This window comes from Pseudomonas sp. FP2335, from assembly GCF_030687535.1.
Lineage (GTDB): Bacteria > Pseudomonadota > Gammaproteobacteria > Pseudomonadales > Pseudomonadaceae > Aquipseudomonas.
This window is the reverse complement of the sequence record NZ_CP117437.1, coordinates 2769508-2787504: the sequence shown is the minus strand read 5'-3', so window position 1 is coordinate 2787504 and position 17997 is coordinate 2769508. Positions and strand designations below refer to the sequence as shown.

General features: G+C 63.8%; 19 protein-coding genes. 18 read left to right on the top strand and 1 reads right to left on the bottom strand.

Features of this window, described 5'->3' with window-relative positions; all coding sequences use genetic code 11:
• Window positions 1-79: 79 nt before the first annotated feature.
• From PSH81_RS12360 to PSH81_RS12350, 3 genes are all read left to right on the top strand, one after another.
• Window positions 80-1456, top strand: a complete 1377-nt coding sequence (locus PSH81_RS12360; RefSeq protein WP_192300987.1) for an aspartate aminotransferase family protein — start codon at window positions 80-82, stop codon at window positions 1454-1456.
• 15 nt (window positions 1457-1471) lie between these two features.
• Complete coding sequence (locus PSH81_RS12355) at window positions 1472-2926, top strand: aldehyde dehydrogenase (protein ID WP_305392630.1); 1455 nt, start codon at window positions 1472-1474, stop codon at window positions 2924-2926.
• Window positions 2927-3010: 84 nt separating this feature from the next.
• Window positions 3011-3574: a cytochrome b gene (locus PSH81_RS12350; RefSeq protein WP_192300989.1), complete on the top strand. Its 564-nt coding sequence runs from the start codon at window positions 3011-3013 to the stop codon at window positions 3572-3574.
• A gap of 41 nt (window positions 3575-3615) precedes the next feature.
• Here the strand turns inward: PSH81_RS12350 and PSH81_RS12345 are convergent, their stop codons facing one another.
• Entirely contained in the window at window positions 3616-4953 is a 1338-nt protein-coding gene (locus tag PSH81_RS12345; RefSeq protein WP_305392629.1) for a hypothetical protein, read from the bottom strand.
• Between the two features lie 204 nt (window positions 4954-5157).
• Here PSH81_RS12345 and PSH81_RS12340 point away from each other — a divergent pair, with 204 nt between their 5' ends.
• From PSH81_RS12340 to PSH81_RS12270, 15 genes are all read left to right on the top strand, one after another.
• Window positions 5158-5547: a DUF6152 family protein gene (locus tag PSH81_RS12340; RefSeq protein ID WP_192300991.1), complete on the top strand. Its 390-nt coding sequence runs from the start codon at window positions 5158-5160 to the stop codon at window positions 5545-5547.
• 53 nt (window positions 5548-5600) lie between these two features.
• A complete protein-coding gene (locus PSH81_RS12335) occupies window positions 5601-6356 on the top strand; it encodes a hypothetical protein (RefSeq protein WP_305392628.1) in 756 nt (251 codons plus the stop codon).
• A gap of 10 nt (window positions 6357-6366) precedes the next feature.
• Window positions 6367-7848, top strand: a complete 1482-nt coding sequence (locus PSH81_RS12330) for an alpha/beta hydrolase domain-containing protein (protein WP_305392627.1) — start codon at window positions 6367-6369, stop codon at window positions 7846-7848.
• A gap of 21 nt (window positions 7849-7869) precedes the next feature.
• Complete coding sequence (locus PSH81_RS12325; RefSeq protein WP_226457043.1) at window positions 7870-8346, top strand: DUF6644 family protein; 477 nt, start codon at window positions 7870-7872, stop codon at window positions 8344-8346.
• Between the two features lie 32 nt (window positions 8347-8378).
• Entirely contained in the window at window positions 8379-8867 is a 489-nt protein-coding gene (locus PSH81_RS12320; protein WP_192300994.1) for a DUF6644 family protein, read from the top strand.
• Complete coding sequence (locus PSH81_RS12315) at window positions 8867-9568, top strand: hypothetical protein (RefSeq protein WP_192300995.1); 702 nt, start codon at window positions 8867-8869, stop codon at window positions 9566-9568. The genes PSH81_RS12320 and PSH81_RS12315 overlap by 1 nt, the downstream gene beginning before the upstream one ends.
• Window positions 9565-10497 carry a metal ABC transporter solute-binding protein, Zn/Mn family gene (locus PSH81_RS12310; protein ID WP_192300996.1) on the top strand — a complete coding sequence of 311 codons (933 nt, stop codon included), beginning with the start codon at window positions 9565-9567 and terminating at the stop codon, window positions 10495-10497. The genes PSH81_RS12315 and PSH81_RS12310 overlap by 4 nt, the downstream gene beginning before the upstream one ends.
• A gap of 14 nt (window positions 10498-10511) precedes the next feature.
• Window positions 10512-11180 carry a metal ABC transporter ATP-binding protein gene (locus tag PSH81_RS12305; protein WP_226457042.1) on the top strand — a complete coding sequence of 223 codons (669 nt, stop codon included), beginning with the start codon at window positions 10512-10514 and terminating at the stop codon, window positions 11178-11180.
• The gene (locus tag PSH81_RS12300; RefSeq protein WP_192300998.1) at window positions 11177-12082 is read left to right on the top strand and encodes a metal ABC transporter permease; all 906 of its coding nucleotides are present in this window, start codon (window positions 11177-11179) and stop codon (window positions 12080-12082) included. The genes PSH81_RS12305 and PSH81_RS12300 overlap by 4 nt, the downstream gene beginning before the upstream one ends.
• The gene (locus tag PSH81_RS12295; protein ID WP_305392626.1) at window positions 12079-13023 is read left to right on the top strand and encodes a metal ABC transporter solute-binding protein, Zn/Mn family; all 945 of its coding nucleotides are present in this window, start codon (window positions 12079-12081) and stop codon (window positions 13021-13023) included. Before PSH81_RS12300 ends, PSH81_RS12295 begins: the two co-directional genes overlap by 4 nt.
• A 28-nt stretch (window positions 13024-13051) precedes the next feature.
• On the top strand, window positions 13052-13363 hold the full coding sequence (locus PSH81_RS12290; protein WP_305392625.1) for a hypothetical protein: 312 nt from the start codon (window positions 13052-13054) through the stop codon (window positions 13361-13363).
• Between the two features lie 8 nt (window positions 13364-13371).
• Window positions 13372-14199, top strand: a complete 828-nt coding sequence (locus PSH81_RS12285; RefSeq protein WP_305392624.1) for a DUF4198 domain-containing protein — start codon at window positions 13372-13374, stop codon at window positions 14197-14199.
• A 90-nt stretch (window positions 14200-14289) separates the two neighbouring features.
• Complete coding sequence (locus PSH81_RS12280; RefSeq protein WP_192301000.1) at window positions 14290-14721, top strand: YeeE/YedE family protein; 432 nt, start codon at window positions 14290-14292, stop codon at window positions 14719-14721.
• A gap of 2 nt (window positions 14722-14723) precedes the next feature.
• On the top strand, window positions 14724-15143 hold the full coding sequence (locus PSH81_RS12275; protein WP_305392623.1) for a DUF6691 family protein: 420 nt from the start codon (window positions 14724-14726) through the stop codon (window positions 15141-15143).
• Window positions 15144-15546: 403 nt separating this feature from the next.
• Window positions 15547-17979, top strand: coding sequence for a TonB-dependent siderophore receptor (locus tag PSH81_RS12270; RefSeq protein ID WP_305392622.1), 2433 nt, complete (start codon window positions 15547-15549; stop codon window positions 17977-17979).
• Window positions 17980-17997: the final 18 nt, after the last annotated feature.

Below are 17997 nucleotides of genomic sequence, written 5' to 3'. Positions count from 1 at the left end.
TGCCGATTCGGGCTACCGGCCTGCAACCCGCCACGCAGATGATCGGGCTGACTTAAATCGACATTCCAGAGAGACCGTCATGAGTGAAGCCAAATTTGAAGCCCTGCACTTCGCGGATGCCCCGCGGATCATCTCCAGCGCCCTGCCCGGCCCCAAGGCGAGCGAGGCCCTGGCGCTGTCGGCGCGCACCGAGTCGATGGCCCGCGGGGGTGGCCGCATGCCGGTGGCGATGGACCGCGCTTTTGGCGCCACGTTCAAGGACCCGGATGGCAACACTTACATCGACCTGTCCGCCGGTGTCGGCGTTAGCAGCGTAGGCCGTTGCCACCCCAAAGTGGTGCAGGCCATCCAGGCACAATCCCAAGTGTTGATGCACGCCCTGGAGATCAACAGCACCCGCCGTACCGAACTGGCGGCGAAGATGTCCGAGATCGCCCCCGACGGCTTGCGCGGCGACTGCATTACTTTCTTCACCCAAAGCGGCAGCGATGCGTTGGAGGCCGCGATCAAGTTCGCCAAGCGCATCACCGGGCGGCATCAGATCATTGCCTTCCATGGCGGTTATCACGGTGTGTGGAACGCATCCGGCGCCCTCACCACGGGCACGGCCTACCGCAAAGGCTACGGCGCACAGATGGGCGGCGTGATCCACGCGCCCTACCCGTACGCCTACCGCTTCCCCTTCGACACCACCCACAAGAGCGCCGAGCAGATCGCCGGTGACTACGTCGACTACCTGCTCAACACCCCGTACACCGCCGCCGATGACGTGGCCGCCGTGATCGTCGAGCCCGTGCAGGGCGAAGGCGGCTACGTGCCGCCCTCCCCCGAGTTCCTGCAACGCCTGCGCCAAGCGTGCGACCGCAGCGGCACGTTGCTGATTGTCGATGAAGTGCAGTCCGGCGCGGGCCGTACCGGCAAGATGTGGGCGGTCGAGCACTCCGGCGTCAAACCCGACATGCTCACCTTCGGCAAGGGCATCGGCAGCGACCTGCCCATGGCCGGCCTGATCATGCGCTCGGACCTGGCCGCACAGATCCCCGACGGTTCGATGCCCAATACCTTCGCCGCCAACTCGCTGTCGGCAGCCGTGGCGCTGACCAATATCAGCATCCTGCAAGACCCGGAACTCGACCTGCTCAACCGCGCCCACGACCTGGGCCTGCAAGCCCAGGAACGCATCCGCGGCTTCAACAGCCCCTTCGTCGGCGAAGTGCGCGGGCGCGGCCTGATGATCGGTATCGAACTGGTCGAGGACCCGCTCACCAAGGCGCCACTGGCCGGTGAAAAGATCGGCCAACTGATGGGCTACCTGATCAACCACGGCGTGCTGATGATCCCTTGCGGTCGCTACAGCAACGTGATGCGCGTGATGCCTTCACTGACCATCTCCCGTGCGCTGTTCTTCAAGGCACTGGACATCTTCGGCGACGCCCTGGCCTCCCTCAAGGCCTGATCCAAGGAGCACAACATGACTGAACAGTTGAACCACTTCATCGCGGGCGCCGCCGTCGAACCTTCGAGCGGACACTACATCGACCTGCTCGACCCGGTCACCGAACAGGTCTACGGCCGCAGCGCACGCGGCAGCGTCGAGGACGTCAACCACGCCGTGGGTGCCGCGCTCGAGCAACTTGAGCGCGGCGCCTGGAGCCAGCTCGATGGCGCCAGGCGTGGCCGGCTGCTGTCAAAACTGGCAGACCTGGTGGAGCGCGACAGCGAGCGCCTGGCGGACATGGACGCCAACGCCATCGGCCGCTCGCCCATCGAACCGCGCCGGATGGACCTGCCCAACGCCATCGCCAACCTGCGCGCCGCCGCCGGTTGGGCCAACCAGCTGGAAGGTCGCACCATTCCCACCGGCGGCTATTTCGGCACCCGCACCCTCTCGTACACGGTGCGCGAACCCGTGGGCGTGGTCGGCGCCATCGTGCCGTGGAATTCGCCCCTGATGATCACCGTGTGGAAGCTCGCCGCGCTGCTGGCCGCCGGTTGCACCGTGGTGATCAAGCCCTCGGAAGAGACCCCGCAGTCGGCCCTGCACCTGGCGGCGCTGGCGCAGGAAGCAGGCTTCCCGGACGGTGTGATCAACGTAGTCACCGGCTACGGTGCCGAGGTCGGGCGTGCGTTGTGCGAACACCCGCACATCACCAAGATCAGTTTCACCGGCAGCCCCGAAGCAGGTCGCGAGATCCAGCGCACGGCCGGCGTGCTGTTCAAGCGCGTGGCCCTGGAGCTGGGCGGCAAGAGCCCGCAGATTGTGTTCGATGATGCGTCCTTCGACGACGCGGTACGCGGCTGTGCCCTCGGCCTGTTCGCCAACCAGGGCCAGGTGTGTGCCGCCGGTTCACGCATCCTGGTGCAGCGCAGTCTCGCCGAACGCTTCGGCGCGGCGCTGGCTGAAGCCGCGCGGGCGGTCAACGTCGGCGACCCGCACCAGCCCGGCGTACAGATGGGCCCGGTGGCCAAGAAAGCCCAGTTCGAGCGCGTCAACCGCTACATTCAGCTGGGCATCGACCAAGGTGCGACGCTGCTCGCCGGTGGCGTGTCCACCCCCGGGCGCGGCTGGTTCGTGCGCCCGACGATCTTCGCCAACGCACGCAACGACATGGCAATTGCCAGGGACGAGATCTTCGGCCCGGTCGGCACCCTGATCACCTTCGACACCGAGGATGAAGCGGTCGCCCTGGCCAACGACTCCAGCTACGGCCTGGCGGCGACCGTATGGACCACCGACCTGGTGCGCGCGCACCGCGTCGCCGCGGCGGTAAAGGCCGGTGCCGTGGGTATCAACTGCTGGAGCCCGCTGGACGCCAACCTGCCGTGGGGTGGCCTGAAGACCAGTGGTATCGGGCGTGAAGGCGGCTTCAGTGGCGCGCTGGCCTACACCGAGGAGAAAGTCATCACCGTGCTGATGCCTTCCTGAGTCCTTCCCCCGCACCGAGCGCGCCACCCTTGCCTGGGTGGCGCGCTCCCAGGCGCCCCCTTGCTGACCGTTGGAGAAACCGTGATGAACTCAAACAACCAAACGACAATCGATCGTTATCCGACGTCCCTGCGCCTGCTGCATTGGGTGCGCGCAGTGATCATCACCGGCCTGCTCTGGGCGGGCTGGCACATGACCGGCATGAATGACGAAGTGGCGAGCAAATTCGAGCTGTATTACCCCTGGCATAAATCCTTCGGGGTGTTGGCGTTCCTATTGGTGCTGACCCAGATTGCCGTGCGCTTTCGCACGCCGCACATTCCACAACCGCTGGAAACACTGGCACCGCATGAGCGCGTGCTGTCCAGGCTGATCCAGCGGGCAATGTATGCCTTGCTGGTGATCGTGCCGCTGATGGGGTACTCCATGTCGAGTACCTTCACCATGAGCGACGGGGTGTTCTTTTTTGGCGTCAACCTGCCAGAGCTGTTGCCAAAAAATGACGACTGGTTCGTGGTGTTCCAATTGCTGCACAAGGTGTGCGCCTACACCCTGCTCGCGCTGATCGTGCTGCACATCGCCGGCGCCCTCAAGCACCGCTTCTACGACAAGGACCCACGCAACGACGTGTTGCGCCGCATGCTCTGAGGCAAACAGGCGTTGGCGCCAGGCGCCAACGCCGCCCTCTTCTAGAACGTCACCCACACAATCAACTGCATGTACGTGTTGGTGGATGCGCTGCCACTTTGCAGCCCACCATTGCCCAGCCACTTCTCTGGTTTGTAGAAGCCAACCAGCGGCGACAAGGTGATGTTGTCCGTTACCATCCAATCAACAAACAGGTCCACCTCTCGCGCACTGAAGTTCTGTTGTTGTTTACGGGACAGTTGGTGGTAGTCGAAGGCCATGGCATTGAGCGTCAGCTTGTCGGTCGGCCGCACGGAGAGCAGGACATCGTTGATCTGCATGTTCGACGTCACGGAGCCGGCGTAGTTGGCCGCAACCTCACCCTGGTAGCGCTTGCGGAAACCGCCCTGGAACAGGAAATCCCAACCTTCGGAATACCGCGTATAGCGATAGCTCAGCGTCGGCTGCCATTTGACGTCGGCGAAGGTGTAGCCCGCGTCGAAGAACATCGCACGCTGTGACCCCGAGCGTTTTTCCTGGCGCGCCACTTCAAAGGCGAAATCGGCGTTGTCGATCCCGGCGTTGCCCTGGCCCCGCAGGCTGTAGATGTTCATGCCTTTGCGTTCCATCCGATCAGCGAAGGCGTAGCGCTCCTCGACATCCAGGCCATGTATGTAGGTGGAACCGAGCGAGCCGAACGGCGTCGTGTAGTCGATCGTGGCCGCCGCCACTTCGGTTTTGGACTGCCCCGGGTTATCCGACTTGAGCCAGATCAGGCTGCCGTGCAAGCCCTCCTTACCGCCCACCTTGAGCACGGCGGTATTGCCGAACGCCAGGCGCTGGCCAAGGTAGAAGGCGCCGCCACGGTTGAAGCGACCATCGTTGACATCCGCGATGGGACTGAAGGCGTTGCCGGGGTTGAAGCCATCGTCGGTAATCAGGAAGCCGTCCACCGTCACCAGTTGGCGGCCGAAGGAAAAATCCACGCCGTCCTTGCCCAGGGCAGGGATCAGCTCACCCGAGCGCCAGCCCAGGTAGGCGTCTTCCACGGCAGTTCTGCGCTCATTGCCAGCCGTGTTTTTGCCGGTGTCGCCGTCGCCCCATGTGGCGGAACTGAGCAGGCTGAAGCCACCGTAGATCGAGCCGGCGGTGAGCTTGTCAGTGGTGCCGTTGAGGCCATATTTGGCGTAGCCCTCTTGCCAACGCATGCTGCCGGGTACTTTCTGCGGGTCGGCGAGGTAATTGCGGGTACTGCCGAACCAGCCGAAGCCAGCGCCCAGTTCAGCGTTCAAAACGGTGCCACCATCCTCTTCGTTGTACAGCGTGTAGGCGTGTGCTTGCGGCTCGAATGCACACAGTGCAACCAGCGACAGTAACGGGGCATAAGGGGGGCTGCGCATGACGTCTCTCCTGTTTTTATATTTATGAGGCGAGTCGCGATTTTTCCGAATCAACCCTGCCAGCGGTAACCCAAATCAGCATGTGCATGGCCATCGCGCGAATTCCTTCGCTCACCGCCATTGGTTGCCGTTTTGGGCTACGGCCTGCCCACTTCGCCACCCTATGCTGGGCCCATAAGAACCATAAAAACCGAGGCACCCGTCATGACTGTTCTGCCCTCCCCGCTGTTGCGCCAGGGACTTTGCCTGCTGAGCCTGGTTGCCTGCAGTGCCCTGTCGTCAACCGCCACGGCCCACCATTCCTTCGCGCTGTTCGACCAGACCCGCACCGTCACCGTCAAGGGTGTGGTGGAGCGCTTTGCCTGGACCAACCCGCACATCACCATTTACCTCGATGCCCCCGGCCCGCCGCCCCAGCGCTACAAGATCGAGACGGGCAGCGTCAACGCGTTGCAGCGTACCGGCTGGAGCGCAGACTCGATCAAGGCCGGCGAGAACGCCGAGGTGTCCTTCAAACCGCTGAAAAACGGCGAACCCGGCGGGCTCCTCGTGGAGATCAAGATCGGTGACGTGGTGCTCTCGGGCGGCGGTTGAACGCCGTCTCTTTGCCGCCCAACCGCACCGCACCACTTTGTGGAGATGTCTCTATGAAACCGATACGCACCTTGCACATAGCAATCATCGGCCTGGGCTTCGCCCTTGCGACGAGCACAGCGCTAACCAACGCCGCGACAATGCCCAAACCCAAGCCCGATATCAGCGGCACCTGGGAACGCACTCCGGACGACTGGTTTGGCGAGAACCCGGACGACCCCGTGCACCCCGGCGGGCCGATGGACCTCAAGGCGCCGTATGCCGCCGAATATGCCGCGTTCAAGAAGAAACAGGCCGCCGCCAACGAGGCTGGCACACCGCTCGCGACCACCAGTTCCAAATGCCTGCCCGAAGGCATGCCGACAATGATGGCGGCGCTGTTCCCGATCCAAATCATTCACGACGGCAAGCAAGTGGTCGTCCTGGGTGAATACCTGCAGCAGGTCCGCCGGATTCTGTTGAACCAGGCGATGCCGCCCAAGGAAAAACTCGACCCGCTGTACCAGGGCCATTCGCGTGGGCATTGGGAAGGCGACACCCTCGTCGTCGAAACCCAGCGTGTGCGCAGCGACGTGCACTTCTATGACGTGCCCCACGGCCCGGACATGAAGATCACCGAACGCATCCGGCTGCGCGGGCCTGATCACCTGGAGGATCAGGTCCTGATCGAAGACCCGCAGGTGCTCAACACGCCGTATCGCTTCACTTTCGACTACAAGCGCTCCAGCTATGCGATTCAAGAGTACGTCTGCGAGAACAACCAGATCGTGATCGACAGCGAGGGCAAGGCGTCCCTCAGTCTTGAATAAGGTGGGCCGGATGCAGCGCACGATGACCCTCGGCGGCCTGTTGCTGGCGCTCACGTCGAACGCGTGGGCCGACGTGCCGCGCCTGCCGACCGCGATTGCCGTGCCGCCGTCGGGCCAGTTGCCGCTGTCGTCGGCGTTACATCCCGGCACCGAGTACAGCGACCTCGACCAGTACGGCTACACCGAGCAAGAGTTCTACCTGCAAGGCATCGCCCCGGCCATTACCGCCACGGGTGAGCAACGCTTCGACGCGCCCTACACCACGCGCATTCTGGTGCGCCGACCGGCCGACTCCGCGCGCTTCAACGGCACGGTGGTGATCGAGCCCTTCAGCTGGTTTGGCGAGCGTGGCGCCGGATGGATCCTGACCCGCGACTATTTGCTGCGCCGTGGCTACGCCTATGTCGGCTACACGCTGAACACCAACCAGCCGCGGGTCGATCCCAAGTTCATCGCGGACACGCCAGCGGCCGAGGCCGAGCAGATCGCCAGGTACGGACGAATCGTCAATTTCGACTTTATGCGCCGCTTCGATTACGCGCGGTATGCGCCGCTGGGCACTTACTACGACCCGGAGCATTTCAGCCGGGGCACCGTGCCCGATCCGTTCGCGCCGCAGTCACAAGGCATCGCGGCGCAGCTGGCATTGCTGCTGAAAACCCCTGCGACACAGGGCCCGCTGGCCGGCTTCGACGTGCAGCGTGTCTACGTCAACAGCTGGGCCGTGACTGCACAAGTCTGGATGGACTACCTCGACCAGGGCCGCCACCAGCAATGGCGCCTGCCTGACGGCAGGCCGCTGATCGATGCCTACATGACCGGCCGCATGGCCTATGGCGAAGTCGGCGGCGACGTCATCCGCGTGCCGCGCCAGATGCCCGAGGGCGTGCCGTTCGTGACCGTCTACAGCCAGTCCGAAACCCTGCACGACGTGATCGAAGGCATCCCCCTGCCTCCGGACACCGACAGCCCGCAGCTGCGTTACTACGAAGTCACCGGCATGCCTCATCTGCGCCTGGCCGACCTGGGGACCGAGCACACCGAACCGCTGGCGGCCGATGTCGGCAAGGGCGACGACCCTCGCTGCCAGACGCTGTACGACGAACCCGTAGAGCTGGTGGTGTCGGCGCTGCTCGATCGCATGGACCGTTGGGTGCGCGACGGCACCCCTATGCCGAAGGCGCCAAGGGTGGTGCGCGACGGCAAGGCGGCCGCACGTGCCCCGGCCACCGGCAACCTGCAGGGCGGCGTGCGCCCGCCGTGGGTCCAGGTGCCGAGTGCGACCTACCTTACCGACCAGGAGACCGGCTGCGGCCTGATCTACGACACCAAGGTGGCCTACGCGAAGGACGTGCTGGGCCGGCACTACGCCAACTTCAACCGCTACGCGCAGAAATTCGAAGAAGCCAAAGCCGTTTCGATCCAGCAAGGCTACCTGCTGCCAGAGGATGCGGCGCGCCTGCGGCCGATCGCGACACCCCAAGACTTCTAAGCCCACGAGGAAGGAACGCCGATGTCATCGTCACTCATCATTGCCTGGATCTATGCATCGCCCCTGAGCACCGCCATCCGCGACATTCTCTGGGTCATTCCCACGGTGCAGAGCATTCATATCATCGCCATCACCGTGCTGTTCGGTTCGGCGCTCGTTTCCGACCTGCGCCTGGCTGGCGTGCTGGCCAGCGACGAACCCTTGCGCGGCGTAGTTCGCCGCTATTACCCGTGGATGCGCAACGCACTCATCGTGCTGCTCATGACCGGCTTGCTCATGATCATCGCCGAGCCCGACCGGGTCCTGGTCAACACCACGTTCTGGCTGAAGATGGCCCTGGTGGCGACCGCGTTCGGCCTGACGCTGTGGCTGCGCCGCCCGCTGCTACGCGCCCCCGACAACGGCGACCCGCGCCCGATCAAGGCGTTGGCCTGGCTGTCGATCGGCTTGTGGTGCGTCGTGATCATCTGCGGTCGCTGGATCGCCTACACGATCTAAGCGTTTTCAACCCAAGCCTTCAGGTAACCGCCATGGATATTCAAGTGTTGCTGCAAACCCTCCAGGACACCGCCGTCGCCACCTTCATCCGCGAGTCGGGCTCGGCCTTTCCGCTGCTGGAATCGCTGCATGTGATCGGCATCGCCATCGTCTACGGCACCATCGCCGTGGTCGACCTGCGCCTGCTTGGCGTGACGGCCCATCGGCGCAGCGCGCTGCGGCTGATCAATGACTTGCTGCCGTTCACGTGGGTCGCATTCGCGGTGTGCGTGATCACCGGCCTGCTGATGTTCTGCGCCAATGGCACGACCTATGTGCAGAACACCGCCTTCCTGTGGAAGATGGGCCTGCTGGTGCTGGCAGGGCTCAACATGGCGGTGTTCCACCTGGGCGCGTTTCGCCGCATCGGTGAATGGGACACCACGTTGCCACCGCCCAGCCAGGCGCGGGTCGCGGGCGCCAGTTCCCTGGCGTTGTGGGCCGGGGTCATTTTCCTTGGCCGCTGGATTGCGTTTCTCTGATGGCCGGCGCAAGCGCTGCAACCCAGGTGGTGCGCCCCGCCTCCGGTCGATGGGAGTCGCTGGGCCTGCTGTTGGCGACCCTGGCCGTCACCGCTGGCGTGCTCGGCTACGTGATGTTTCGCCCCGAGCGCGTCGGCCCGCCCGTGCCCTTGAGCTGGCAGGTGCGTTCCTTCGATGGCTTGGGCGCCGCCGACCAGGCCATTCACAGCGCGCTGTTGCCCGCCGGTGAAGAAATCATCTGGAACAACAACGACACCGGAGGCTGGATCACCCTGGAACATGCGCAGAAGCTGTTGCTGCCGCCGTTCTACCGTGACGGTTTCTGGAAAACCAACGGCGAAGTGCACTGGCAACTGATCCTGCCCGGCACCCACCAGGCCCATGACCCATCGGCCGCTGCCGACGCACCGGCCACCCCCACTGTCAGCAGCGTATCGCAGGCCACCCAGGGCCAGGGCGCCACCGTGTATTACGGTTCTGCCGGCCGAGCGCCGGGGCAGAGTGCGTACCTGCTGGTCATCGGGCATGCGCATGCGGGAGTCATGTGGGCGAACCAGGCGACGATCTGGGTCCACCGCGACCCGAACGCGCCCTACCCTGGCATCGTCAAGCCCGAGTCGCTGGTCGGCGCCGGCTGGCGCCAGGTCATCCCTTACGACGGCGCCAGCGAAGTCGAACGCGTAAAAGGAACTCAGCCATGACTGCCTCCACCTCACTGCGCGCCCTGTGGCGCGGCTGCATGGCGCTGCTCGCGCTGATTCCGCTGGTGGCCCTGGCAGGCGCCGCGCCGGACGCAGGCAAGAAACTCAAGATCGGCGTCACGCTGCACCCCTACTACAGTTTCGTGGCGAATATCGTCGGTGACCGCGCGGACGTGGTGCCGCTGATCCCGGCAGAGGCGAACCCCCACAACTACCAGCCGCAGCCCGACGACATCACCCGGGCGATGAGCCTCGATGCGCTGGTGGTCAACGGCATCGGCCACGATGAATGGGCCTTCCAGATCGTCAAGGCGGCCGGCCGTACGCAGACGCTGCCGATCATCCAGGCCAATGCCTCGGTCGCGCTGATTCCGGTGGGGGGCGACCAGGGCGGCGTCAAGGTGGTCAACCCGCATACCTTTGTCTCCACGACCGCAGCGATACAACAGGTGTTCGAGATCGCCCGCAAACTGGGGGAGCTGGACCCGGCCAACGCCGTGACGTACCGCCACAACGCCCTGGCGTACGCCACGCGTATCCGCGAACTGCGCGCGCGTTTCATGACGCGTTTTGCCGCACTGGACCTGTCCGGCTTTCGCTGTGCCACCACGCACGCCGGCTACGACTACCTGATGCAGGAATTCGGCCTGTTTGTCAGCGCGGTGATTGAACCGCGCCATGGCGTTGCGCCGACGGCACGCCAGTTGGCCAATACCATCGAGGCGATCAAGAACGCCCATGTGCGTGTGCTGTTTGCCGAGAAGAACTTCTCCCTCGACCTGGCCAAGCCCATCGAAGCTGCCACCGGCGTGAAGGTGTTTGCGCTGTCGCATATCACTGGCAGCACCTACAGCGCGGACGAGTTCGAGGTGGCCATGGCCGAAAACCTCGAAACCCTGGCCGAAGCCGTCGAGTTCACCCAGCAATGAAGGAGCAATCAGCAATGCGTGGACCTGCCGTGGTATTCGACAACGTCTCATTGCAACTGGGCGGTACCCCAGTGCTGGACGCCGTGAACTTCCGGATCGAGGCCGGGGCCCTGCATTGCCTGGTCGGTCCCAACGGCGGTGGCAAGACCTCGCTGGTACGTGCGCTGCTGGGCCAGATGCCGCACTCGGGCACCGTGCGGTTGGAGGGCGAGATCACTACGCCCATGGGCTATGTACCGCAATTGCCGGATTTCGACCGCCACGTGCCAATGACCGTCAACGACGTCATGGCCCTGCTCGGCCAGCGTCGGCCGGCCTTTCTCGGCGCATCCCGCGCAGCCAGGGCAAGCAGCGACGCGGCCCTGCAGCGCACCGGAGTAGGCGCAATGGGCGCCAAGCCCTTTGGCAGCCTGTCTGGAGGCGAACGCCAGCGCGTGCTGTTGGCCCAGGCGATCAGTCCGCTGCCGCGGCTGCTGATCCTCGACGAGCCCACGGCCGGGATCGACGAACCCGGTGTGCGCCTGGTGGAGGAGTTGGTCAGCGAACTGCACGCCCAGGGCGTCACCATTCTCTGGATCAACCACGACCTGGAACAGGTCAAGCGCGTTGCGCAATCGGTCACGGTGATCAATCAACGCCTGTTGTTCCATGGCAGCTGCGACCATTGGGAGCACCTGCAATGAACGCCCTCTACGATTTCATTCGCAACCAACTGCAGGCGCTCGCCGCCAACGGCCTGCTGCCACAGCCGTTCGAATACGAATTCGTGATCAACGCGCTGCTTTGCGCACTGCTGATCGGCCCCCTGCTAGGGGTGCTGGGCTCGATGGTAATGATCAAGCGCATGGCGTTTTTCAGCCAGTCCGTGGGCAATGCGGCGATGACTGGCGTGGCGATCGGCGTACTGATCGGCGAGTCCTATACCTCGCCATACTTTTCGATGTTCGGGTTCTGCCTGCTGTTCGCGCTGACGTTGAAGTACACACAACACCGCACCACGCTGGCCAACGACACGCTGATCGGAGTGTTCCTGTCCATCTCGCTGGCGGTCGGCGCCTCGTTGCTGCTGTTCGTGTCGGCCAAGATCAACACCCACGTGATGGAGAGCGTGCTGTTTGGTTCGATCCTGGCGGTAGACCACACCGATATGAATGTGCTGCTGGTGGTCACGGCCACCTGTGCGCTTTTCGGCCTGCCGGCGTACAACGGCATGCTGCTCGCCAGTCTCAATCCGAGCCTGGCCCATGCGCGTGGCGTGCCGGTGCGCAGCGTCGAGTACCTGTTCGTGGTGCTGGTCACCCTGGTGACGGTGGCCTGCCTGAAAATCATCGGCGCCGTGCTTGTCGAAGCCTTGCTGCTGATACCGGCGGCCGCGGCGCGCAACATCAGCCATTCACTGCCGGGGCTGGTCGCCCGCGCCGTGCTGATCGCCACATTTTCCTGCGTGGTCGGCATCCTGGTGCCCATGCAATTGCACATTCCGGTGCCGACCGGGGGCGCCATCGTGATCGTGGCGGCATTGGTGTTCCTGGTCACCGTGGTCATTCGCGCCTGCGCGTCGCGTTTCAGAGGGGCAAGCGTATGAACAGACGTTGCATGGGGATGATACTGGCGCTGTTGCTGGGTAACTCACTGGCCGCCTGCGCAGATGCCGGCCGCCAACAGGTGCTGGTCGCACTGCCAGCCGTGTATGCACTCACCTCGGCGCTCAGCGACGGCACGGCAATCGAGGTCGTGCGTGTGCCACAAGCGGCCGCAGTGCCCATGGAAAGCCAGGCCAACGCACTATCGCGCCTGGACGCCGGGGTGTTCCAGCGGGCCGTCGCCGTGGTCACCCTGGGCAGCCTGTGGCGGGCAGACCCGCTTTATGCCGCCGCCCGGCGCCACAACCTGCGGATCGTCGAGATCGATGCCGCACACTCCTGGGACAGCATCAAGCCCGGCGTTGCCGTGACCCGCGTGCCATCGAATGACGTACCGTGGGCAGCCACCCAGGAGGCCGATGGCGGCCAGTCGCCCTATGCCTGGCTCGGGCCAGTCAACGCCATGCGCATGTCGGCGATTATCGCCGCAGACCTGGCGCGCCTGTCCCCTGCCGATGCGCCCCGCATCACACGCAACCTGGCGGCACTCGAAGGCCGTTTGCGCGCGCTCAAGGCCGAGTATGGCGCCCGGCTGGTGCAAATCCCGGACCTGCGCGTGCTGTCGCTGGCCAGTGAGTTCATCTATCTGTTCGGCGAGTTCGGCATCTATGTCGACGGTTGGTTCGTCCGGCAGGACATTGACTGGAGCGACGCCGACCGCACGGCACTGACCCGTTATCTGCGCGAGCGTGAGATTCGCGTGGTGGTCCACAAATGGGCGCCGGACGCCCGGATCGTCCAGGCCATCGAGGACGCAGGCGCACACCTGCTGATCCTCGACACGGGCAACCCGGGCATGCTCGCCGACCCGGCCAACAGCTACGACGCCCTTGTAGTTTCAAACCTGAACGCGTTGCTGGCGGCCTTCGCAGCGCGCCCATGATCACTTTCGAGGGTGGAGACCAAACCCCATGAAATTCCCACAACTGCTGATCGCAGGCAGCGTGCTGTTCTGCCAGTTCGCCCTCGCCCATGCCCCCGTGTTCGACTGCTACATCGAGCGCGATGACCGGGTGAAATGCGAGGCGGGTTACACGGACGGCAGCTCGGCCGTGGGCAGAAAAGTCCAGGTCCGGGACACGAGAGACAAGGTATTGCTCGAAGGCAGCATCGGCCAGGACAACACCTTTACGTTCCAGGCGCCCGCCGAAAACTACTCCGTGGTGTTCCTCGGCGGCGACGCCCATGACGCCACGCTTCAGTCCTCCGACATCACAAGGTGAAACCGAGCATGCAGATCCCAACCCGACAACTGCTCCAAGCCCTTGCCGTTACTGCGTTCAGTGGCTTGACTGGCGTGGCCCAGGCGCATTTCCAGATGCTCTACGTGGAAGACACCGCACTGACGCGTGCGCAGAGTCTGGAGTTTGCGCTGGTGTTTACGCACCCGTTCTCCGGCGGCCCGACCATGGTGATGGAAAAACCCCGCGCGTTCAGCCACATCAGCGCCCACGGTGGCGAAAAAATCGACTTGCGCCAATACCTGCGCCCGGTGCAATGGCAGAGTCGCGACAACCGGACCACCGCTTATCGCGCCTCGATTCCCCGCGAGTTGGTGCGTTCGCTGGGTGACCACGTATTTGTGCTGGAACCCGAGCCCTACCTGGAATCGGAAGAGGACGTGTATATCCAGCAGTTCACCAAGCTGATCGTCAACGTAGGTGGCGTACCCGGCAACTGGTCAGAACCCCAGGGCTTGCCCGTGGAGATCCAACCGCTGAGCAAGCCCTATGCAAACTGGACAGGTGGCGTGTTCCGCGCCGTGGTCTTGGCCGACGGCAAGCCCGTGCCGTTTGCCGAAGTCGAAATCGAATACCTCAACCACAGCGTCGACATCGCGAACAACGCCTTCGGCGAGCAAGACTACGTCACGGCACCGCAAGCCTCATTCAACGCCCAGAGCACCTATACAGACGCCCAGGGCGTGCTGACCATCGGCCTGCCCCGGGCGGGTTGGTGGGGTATTGCCGCACTTAACATCGGCAGTACCAAAACCCATAAAGGCAAACCGCTTTCCCAGGACGCCGTGTTGTGGGTGCAGGCCAGGGATATGAAATAAAAGGCATGCACCGGCAAGGTTTCGCGATGCCCATCTGACAAATTGTGCTATCGATACGGCTCATCACTTTAGATTCAGGTAGCACTCGACATGAGCCTCTCGATTCACTTCACCCCCTGGACATCGCTGCTCGGCGGCGCACTGATCGGCCTGTCGGCAGGCCTGTTCATCTTGCTCAACGGTCGTATTGCCGGTATCAGCGGCCTGCTGGGCAGCCTGTTGAGCAAGGGTGGCGACGGCCGCGCAGAGAAAGGGCTGTTTGTGGTCGGCCTGCTGATCTCACCCTGGGTGTGGTCACTCGTTGCGCAGTTGCCCGAATCGTCATTCCAGGCTAGTGGCTACGCGTTGGTCGCCGCTGGGCTGTTGGTCGGCATCGGCACGCGGTATGGCGCCGGGTGTACCAGCGGGCATGGCATTTGTGGGCTGTCTCGCCTGTCGCCGCGCTCGCTGGTCGCCGTTTGCTGCTTCATGGGCAGCGGGTTTGCCTGCGTTTATGCCATTCGCCATCTGATCGGAGCCTGAACATGCGCAAATTAGCTGGATTGATTGCCGGTTTGCTCTTTGGCCTCGGGCTGCATCTCAGTGGCATGACCAACCCGGCGAAAGTGTTGGACTTCCTTGACCTGGCCGGCGACTGGGACCCGTCCCTGGCGTTGGTCATGGCGGGCGCCCTGGCTGTCAGCAGCGTGCCGTTCTACTTCGCCAGGCGTCTTCAGGTGTCACTGCTGGGGGCGCCCTTCCAAATGCCGACTAACCGGAAAATCGATCGAAGACTGGTACTGGGCAGCCTGCTGTTTGGCATGGGCTGGGCGATTGCCGGCCTGTGCCCCGGACCCGCCCTGGCATTGCTGCTGACAGGGCGGTGGCAGGTGGTTGTATTCACGCTGGCGATGGTGGTGGGGATGTTGATTTTTGCGGGGCTTGAATCCCGTAAAGGCCGATGACGTGAATAGACGCGAGACGGCGGGTGGTTCTGGGCGGGTCAGGCGAACTCGGCGGCCACCTCGGACCACACACTCACCCGCCGTCCGCGTGCCTTGAAGAATTCGATCTCACTGCTGCGCGAGCGGCAAAAAGCGTGGGGGCTGGCGTGCGGGCAGGTTCTGCGAGGCACACGGCCATACAGACCGCGGCCGGTTTTATCGGCCAGACGGTCAACATCATAAAAATAGATGATCTTAATTAGCCAGGAGATGCCAATTTCTAATAATTAGCTTATTCCAAAAAAGAATTTCACTCAGGTTTTTTATAGGAATATCTTCAAAACACTAGACGACTTCCCTACCCCGCTTTTGAAGCTGTACCCACACCACGGGCCAGTGCCAGACTCAATGGACTACCACTGACATGCCCGACATCGCCTCTGCCGCCCCTCTGAAGAAGTTCCACCTGTCCTTGCTCACCAGCTCGCTGCTGCTGGCGACTGCGCCGTCGTTCGCCGAAACCGTGAGCGAAGACGCCAAGCTCGACACCGTCACCGTGATCTCCACCGGCCTGCGCGGTCAGCAACGTACCGTGGCTGACAGCCCGGCGCCGATCGACGTGATCAACAGCGACCAACTGCTCAAGACCGGCCGTGCGGAACTGTCCGAGGCAATCGCCAAATTGCTGCCGTCGTTCAACTTCGGCACCAATATCGCCGGCTACAACTCGGTGACGCGGCCGTTGAGCAACCGCAGCCTGGGCCCGGCGTACACCCTGGTGCTGGTCAACGGCAAACGTCGCCACAACGGCGCCACCGGCCAGCGCGGTTCCATCGACAACAGCGGCGCAAACGCGGTGGACATCGACCTGATCCCGGTCAGTGCCGTGGACCATATCGAAGTGCTCAAAGACAGCGCTGCCGCCCAGTACGGCTCGGATGCCGTGGCGGGCGTGATCAACATCATCCTCAAGAACAGCAAAAGCGGCGGCCACCTCGAAACCAGTTACGGCCAGCTGTTTTCCGGCCAGGGCGAGACCATCAAGGTCGCCGGTGACCAGGGCTTCGAACTCGGCGAAGGCGGCTTCTTCCACCTGTCCGCCGACGCGCGCAAGCGCGGTAACGCGTCGTGGAACGACAAGGCCGACCGCAGCGTCAGGGCCTTCAACGACCCGGCCAAGGAAGCCGCCTGGGACCGCGTAGCGATCAAGAACGGCGACCCCGATCTCAAGGCCTTCAACCTCGCCTACAACGCCGAACTGCCCCTGGAAGACCTTACGCTGTACTCGTTCTCCACCTACGGCGAACGCGACGCTGAAGCGGCCAACTACTTGCGCCTGCCCACTGGCACCGCCGCCGTGCCGGAGGTATTCCCCGACGGTTATTTCCCGCTGAACAACATCAAGGACCGCGACTATCAATTGCTGTTTGGCGGCAAGGGTGAGCTGGCCGAGTGGAACTGGGACCTGAGCACCACCTACGGGCGCAACAATGTGCACCACTCCAGCGACCTGAATATCAACCCGTCCCTGGGTAGCGCATCGCCGACCAAATTCGACAACCTGGCAACCTTCCGGTTTGAGCAGTGGGTCAACAACCTCGACTTCACCCGGCGCTACGACAGCCTGTTCAACCTGACCCCGCCGGTGCAGGTGTCGGCCGGCCTGGAGCACCGTTGGGAGCATTTCAGCACCTTCGCCGGCGACCGCGAGGCGTATATCACCGGCACCTACCCGGCCGCGTCGGGTGCGCAGGCGGCGGTGACGATCCGCCCGGAAGATGAAGTCAGCCTGATCCGCAACAACTACGCCGGCTACCTGGACCTGGGTTTTGACCTGACGGACAAGTGGTTCCTCGACGTCGCCGGCCGCGTCGAGCATTACGATGACGATTCAGGCAACACCTTCGGCCTGAAAGTGAACTCGCGCTACGAACTGACCAACACCGTGGCCGTGCGCGGCACCGTCGGCACCGGGTTCCGCGCGCCATCGCTGACCCAGATCGGCTACACCGTGGCCGACAACCGCGTAGCCCTGGACGCCAATGGCAACGTGGTGCCCGCCGTCACCCGCCTGACCCCGTCCGGCAGCAACCTGGCCAAGGCCCTTGGCGGCGATGACCTCAAGCCGGAAAAATCGCGCAACCTGGGCCTCGGCCTGACCTGGCAACCCGCGCCACGCACCAGCATCACCGCCGATGCCTACCTGATCGACATCGACGACCGCATCGCCCTGACCAGCAACCTCTACGACCGTGGCAACGGCGCGATCAACGCCATCCTCACCGCCCAGGGCGTGCCGTCCGGCACCTGGGTCAACTACTACACCAACGCCTTCGACACCCGCACCAAGGGCCTGGACATCGTTGCCGACCACACCACGCCGTTGGATGCGCTGGGCGATGTGCGCTGGAGCCTGGGGTTCAACTGGAACAAAACCACGATCCAGGACAGCCGCGACACCCCCGCCGCGCTGGCCAATACCGGCGTGACCCTGGTCGGCCGCGACCGCGCCGGCGACCTCACCGACGCCACGCCCAAGACCAAATGGATCCTCGGCGCCAACTGGAAGCTCGACGACCTCGCGGTGAACCTGCAAACCGCGCGCTACGGCGCGGTCAAGACCCTGGCGGTCAACCCCAGCGGCGACCGCAGCTTTGGCGCCAAGTGGATCACCGACCTGGACGTCAGCTACACCTTCGTCGACAGCCTGACCCTGAGCATCGGCGGCACCAACATCTTCGACGTGCGCCCCGACAAGCACGCGGTGTACAGCAACCTGGGCCTCGCCGCCTACGGCAACCCGCCGTTCTACCCCGGCGGCGGCTACTGGTACACCAAGCTCGCCTACGACTTCTGATCCACACCTTGCATGCAC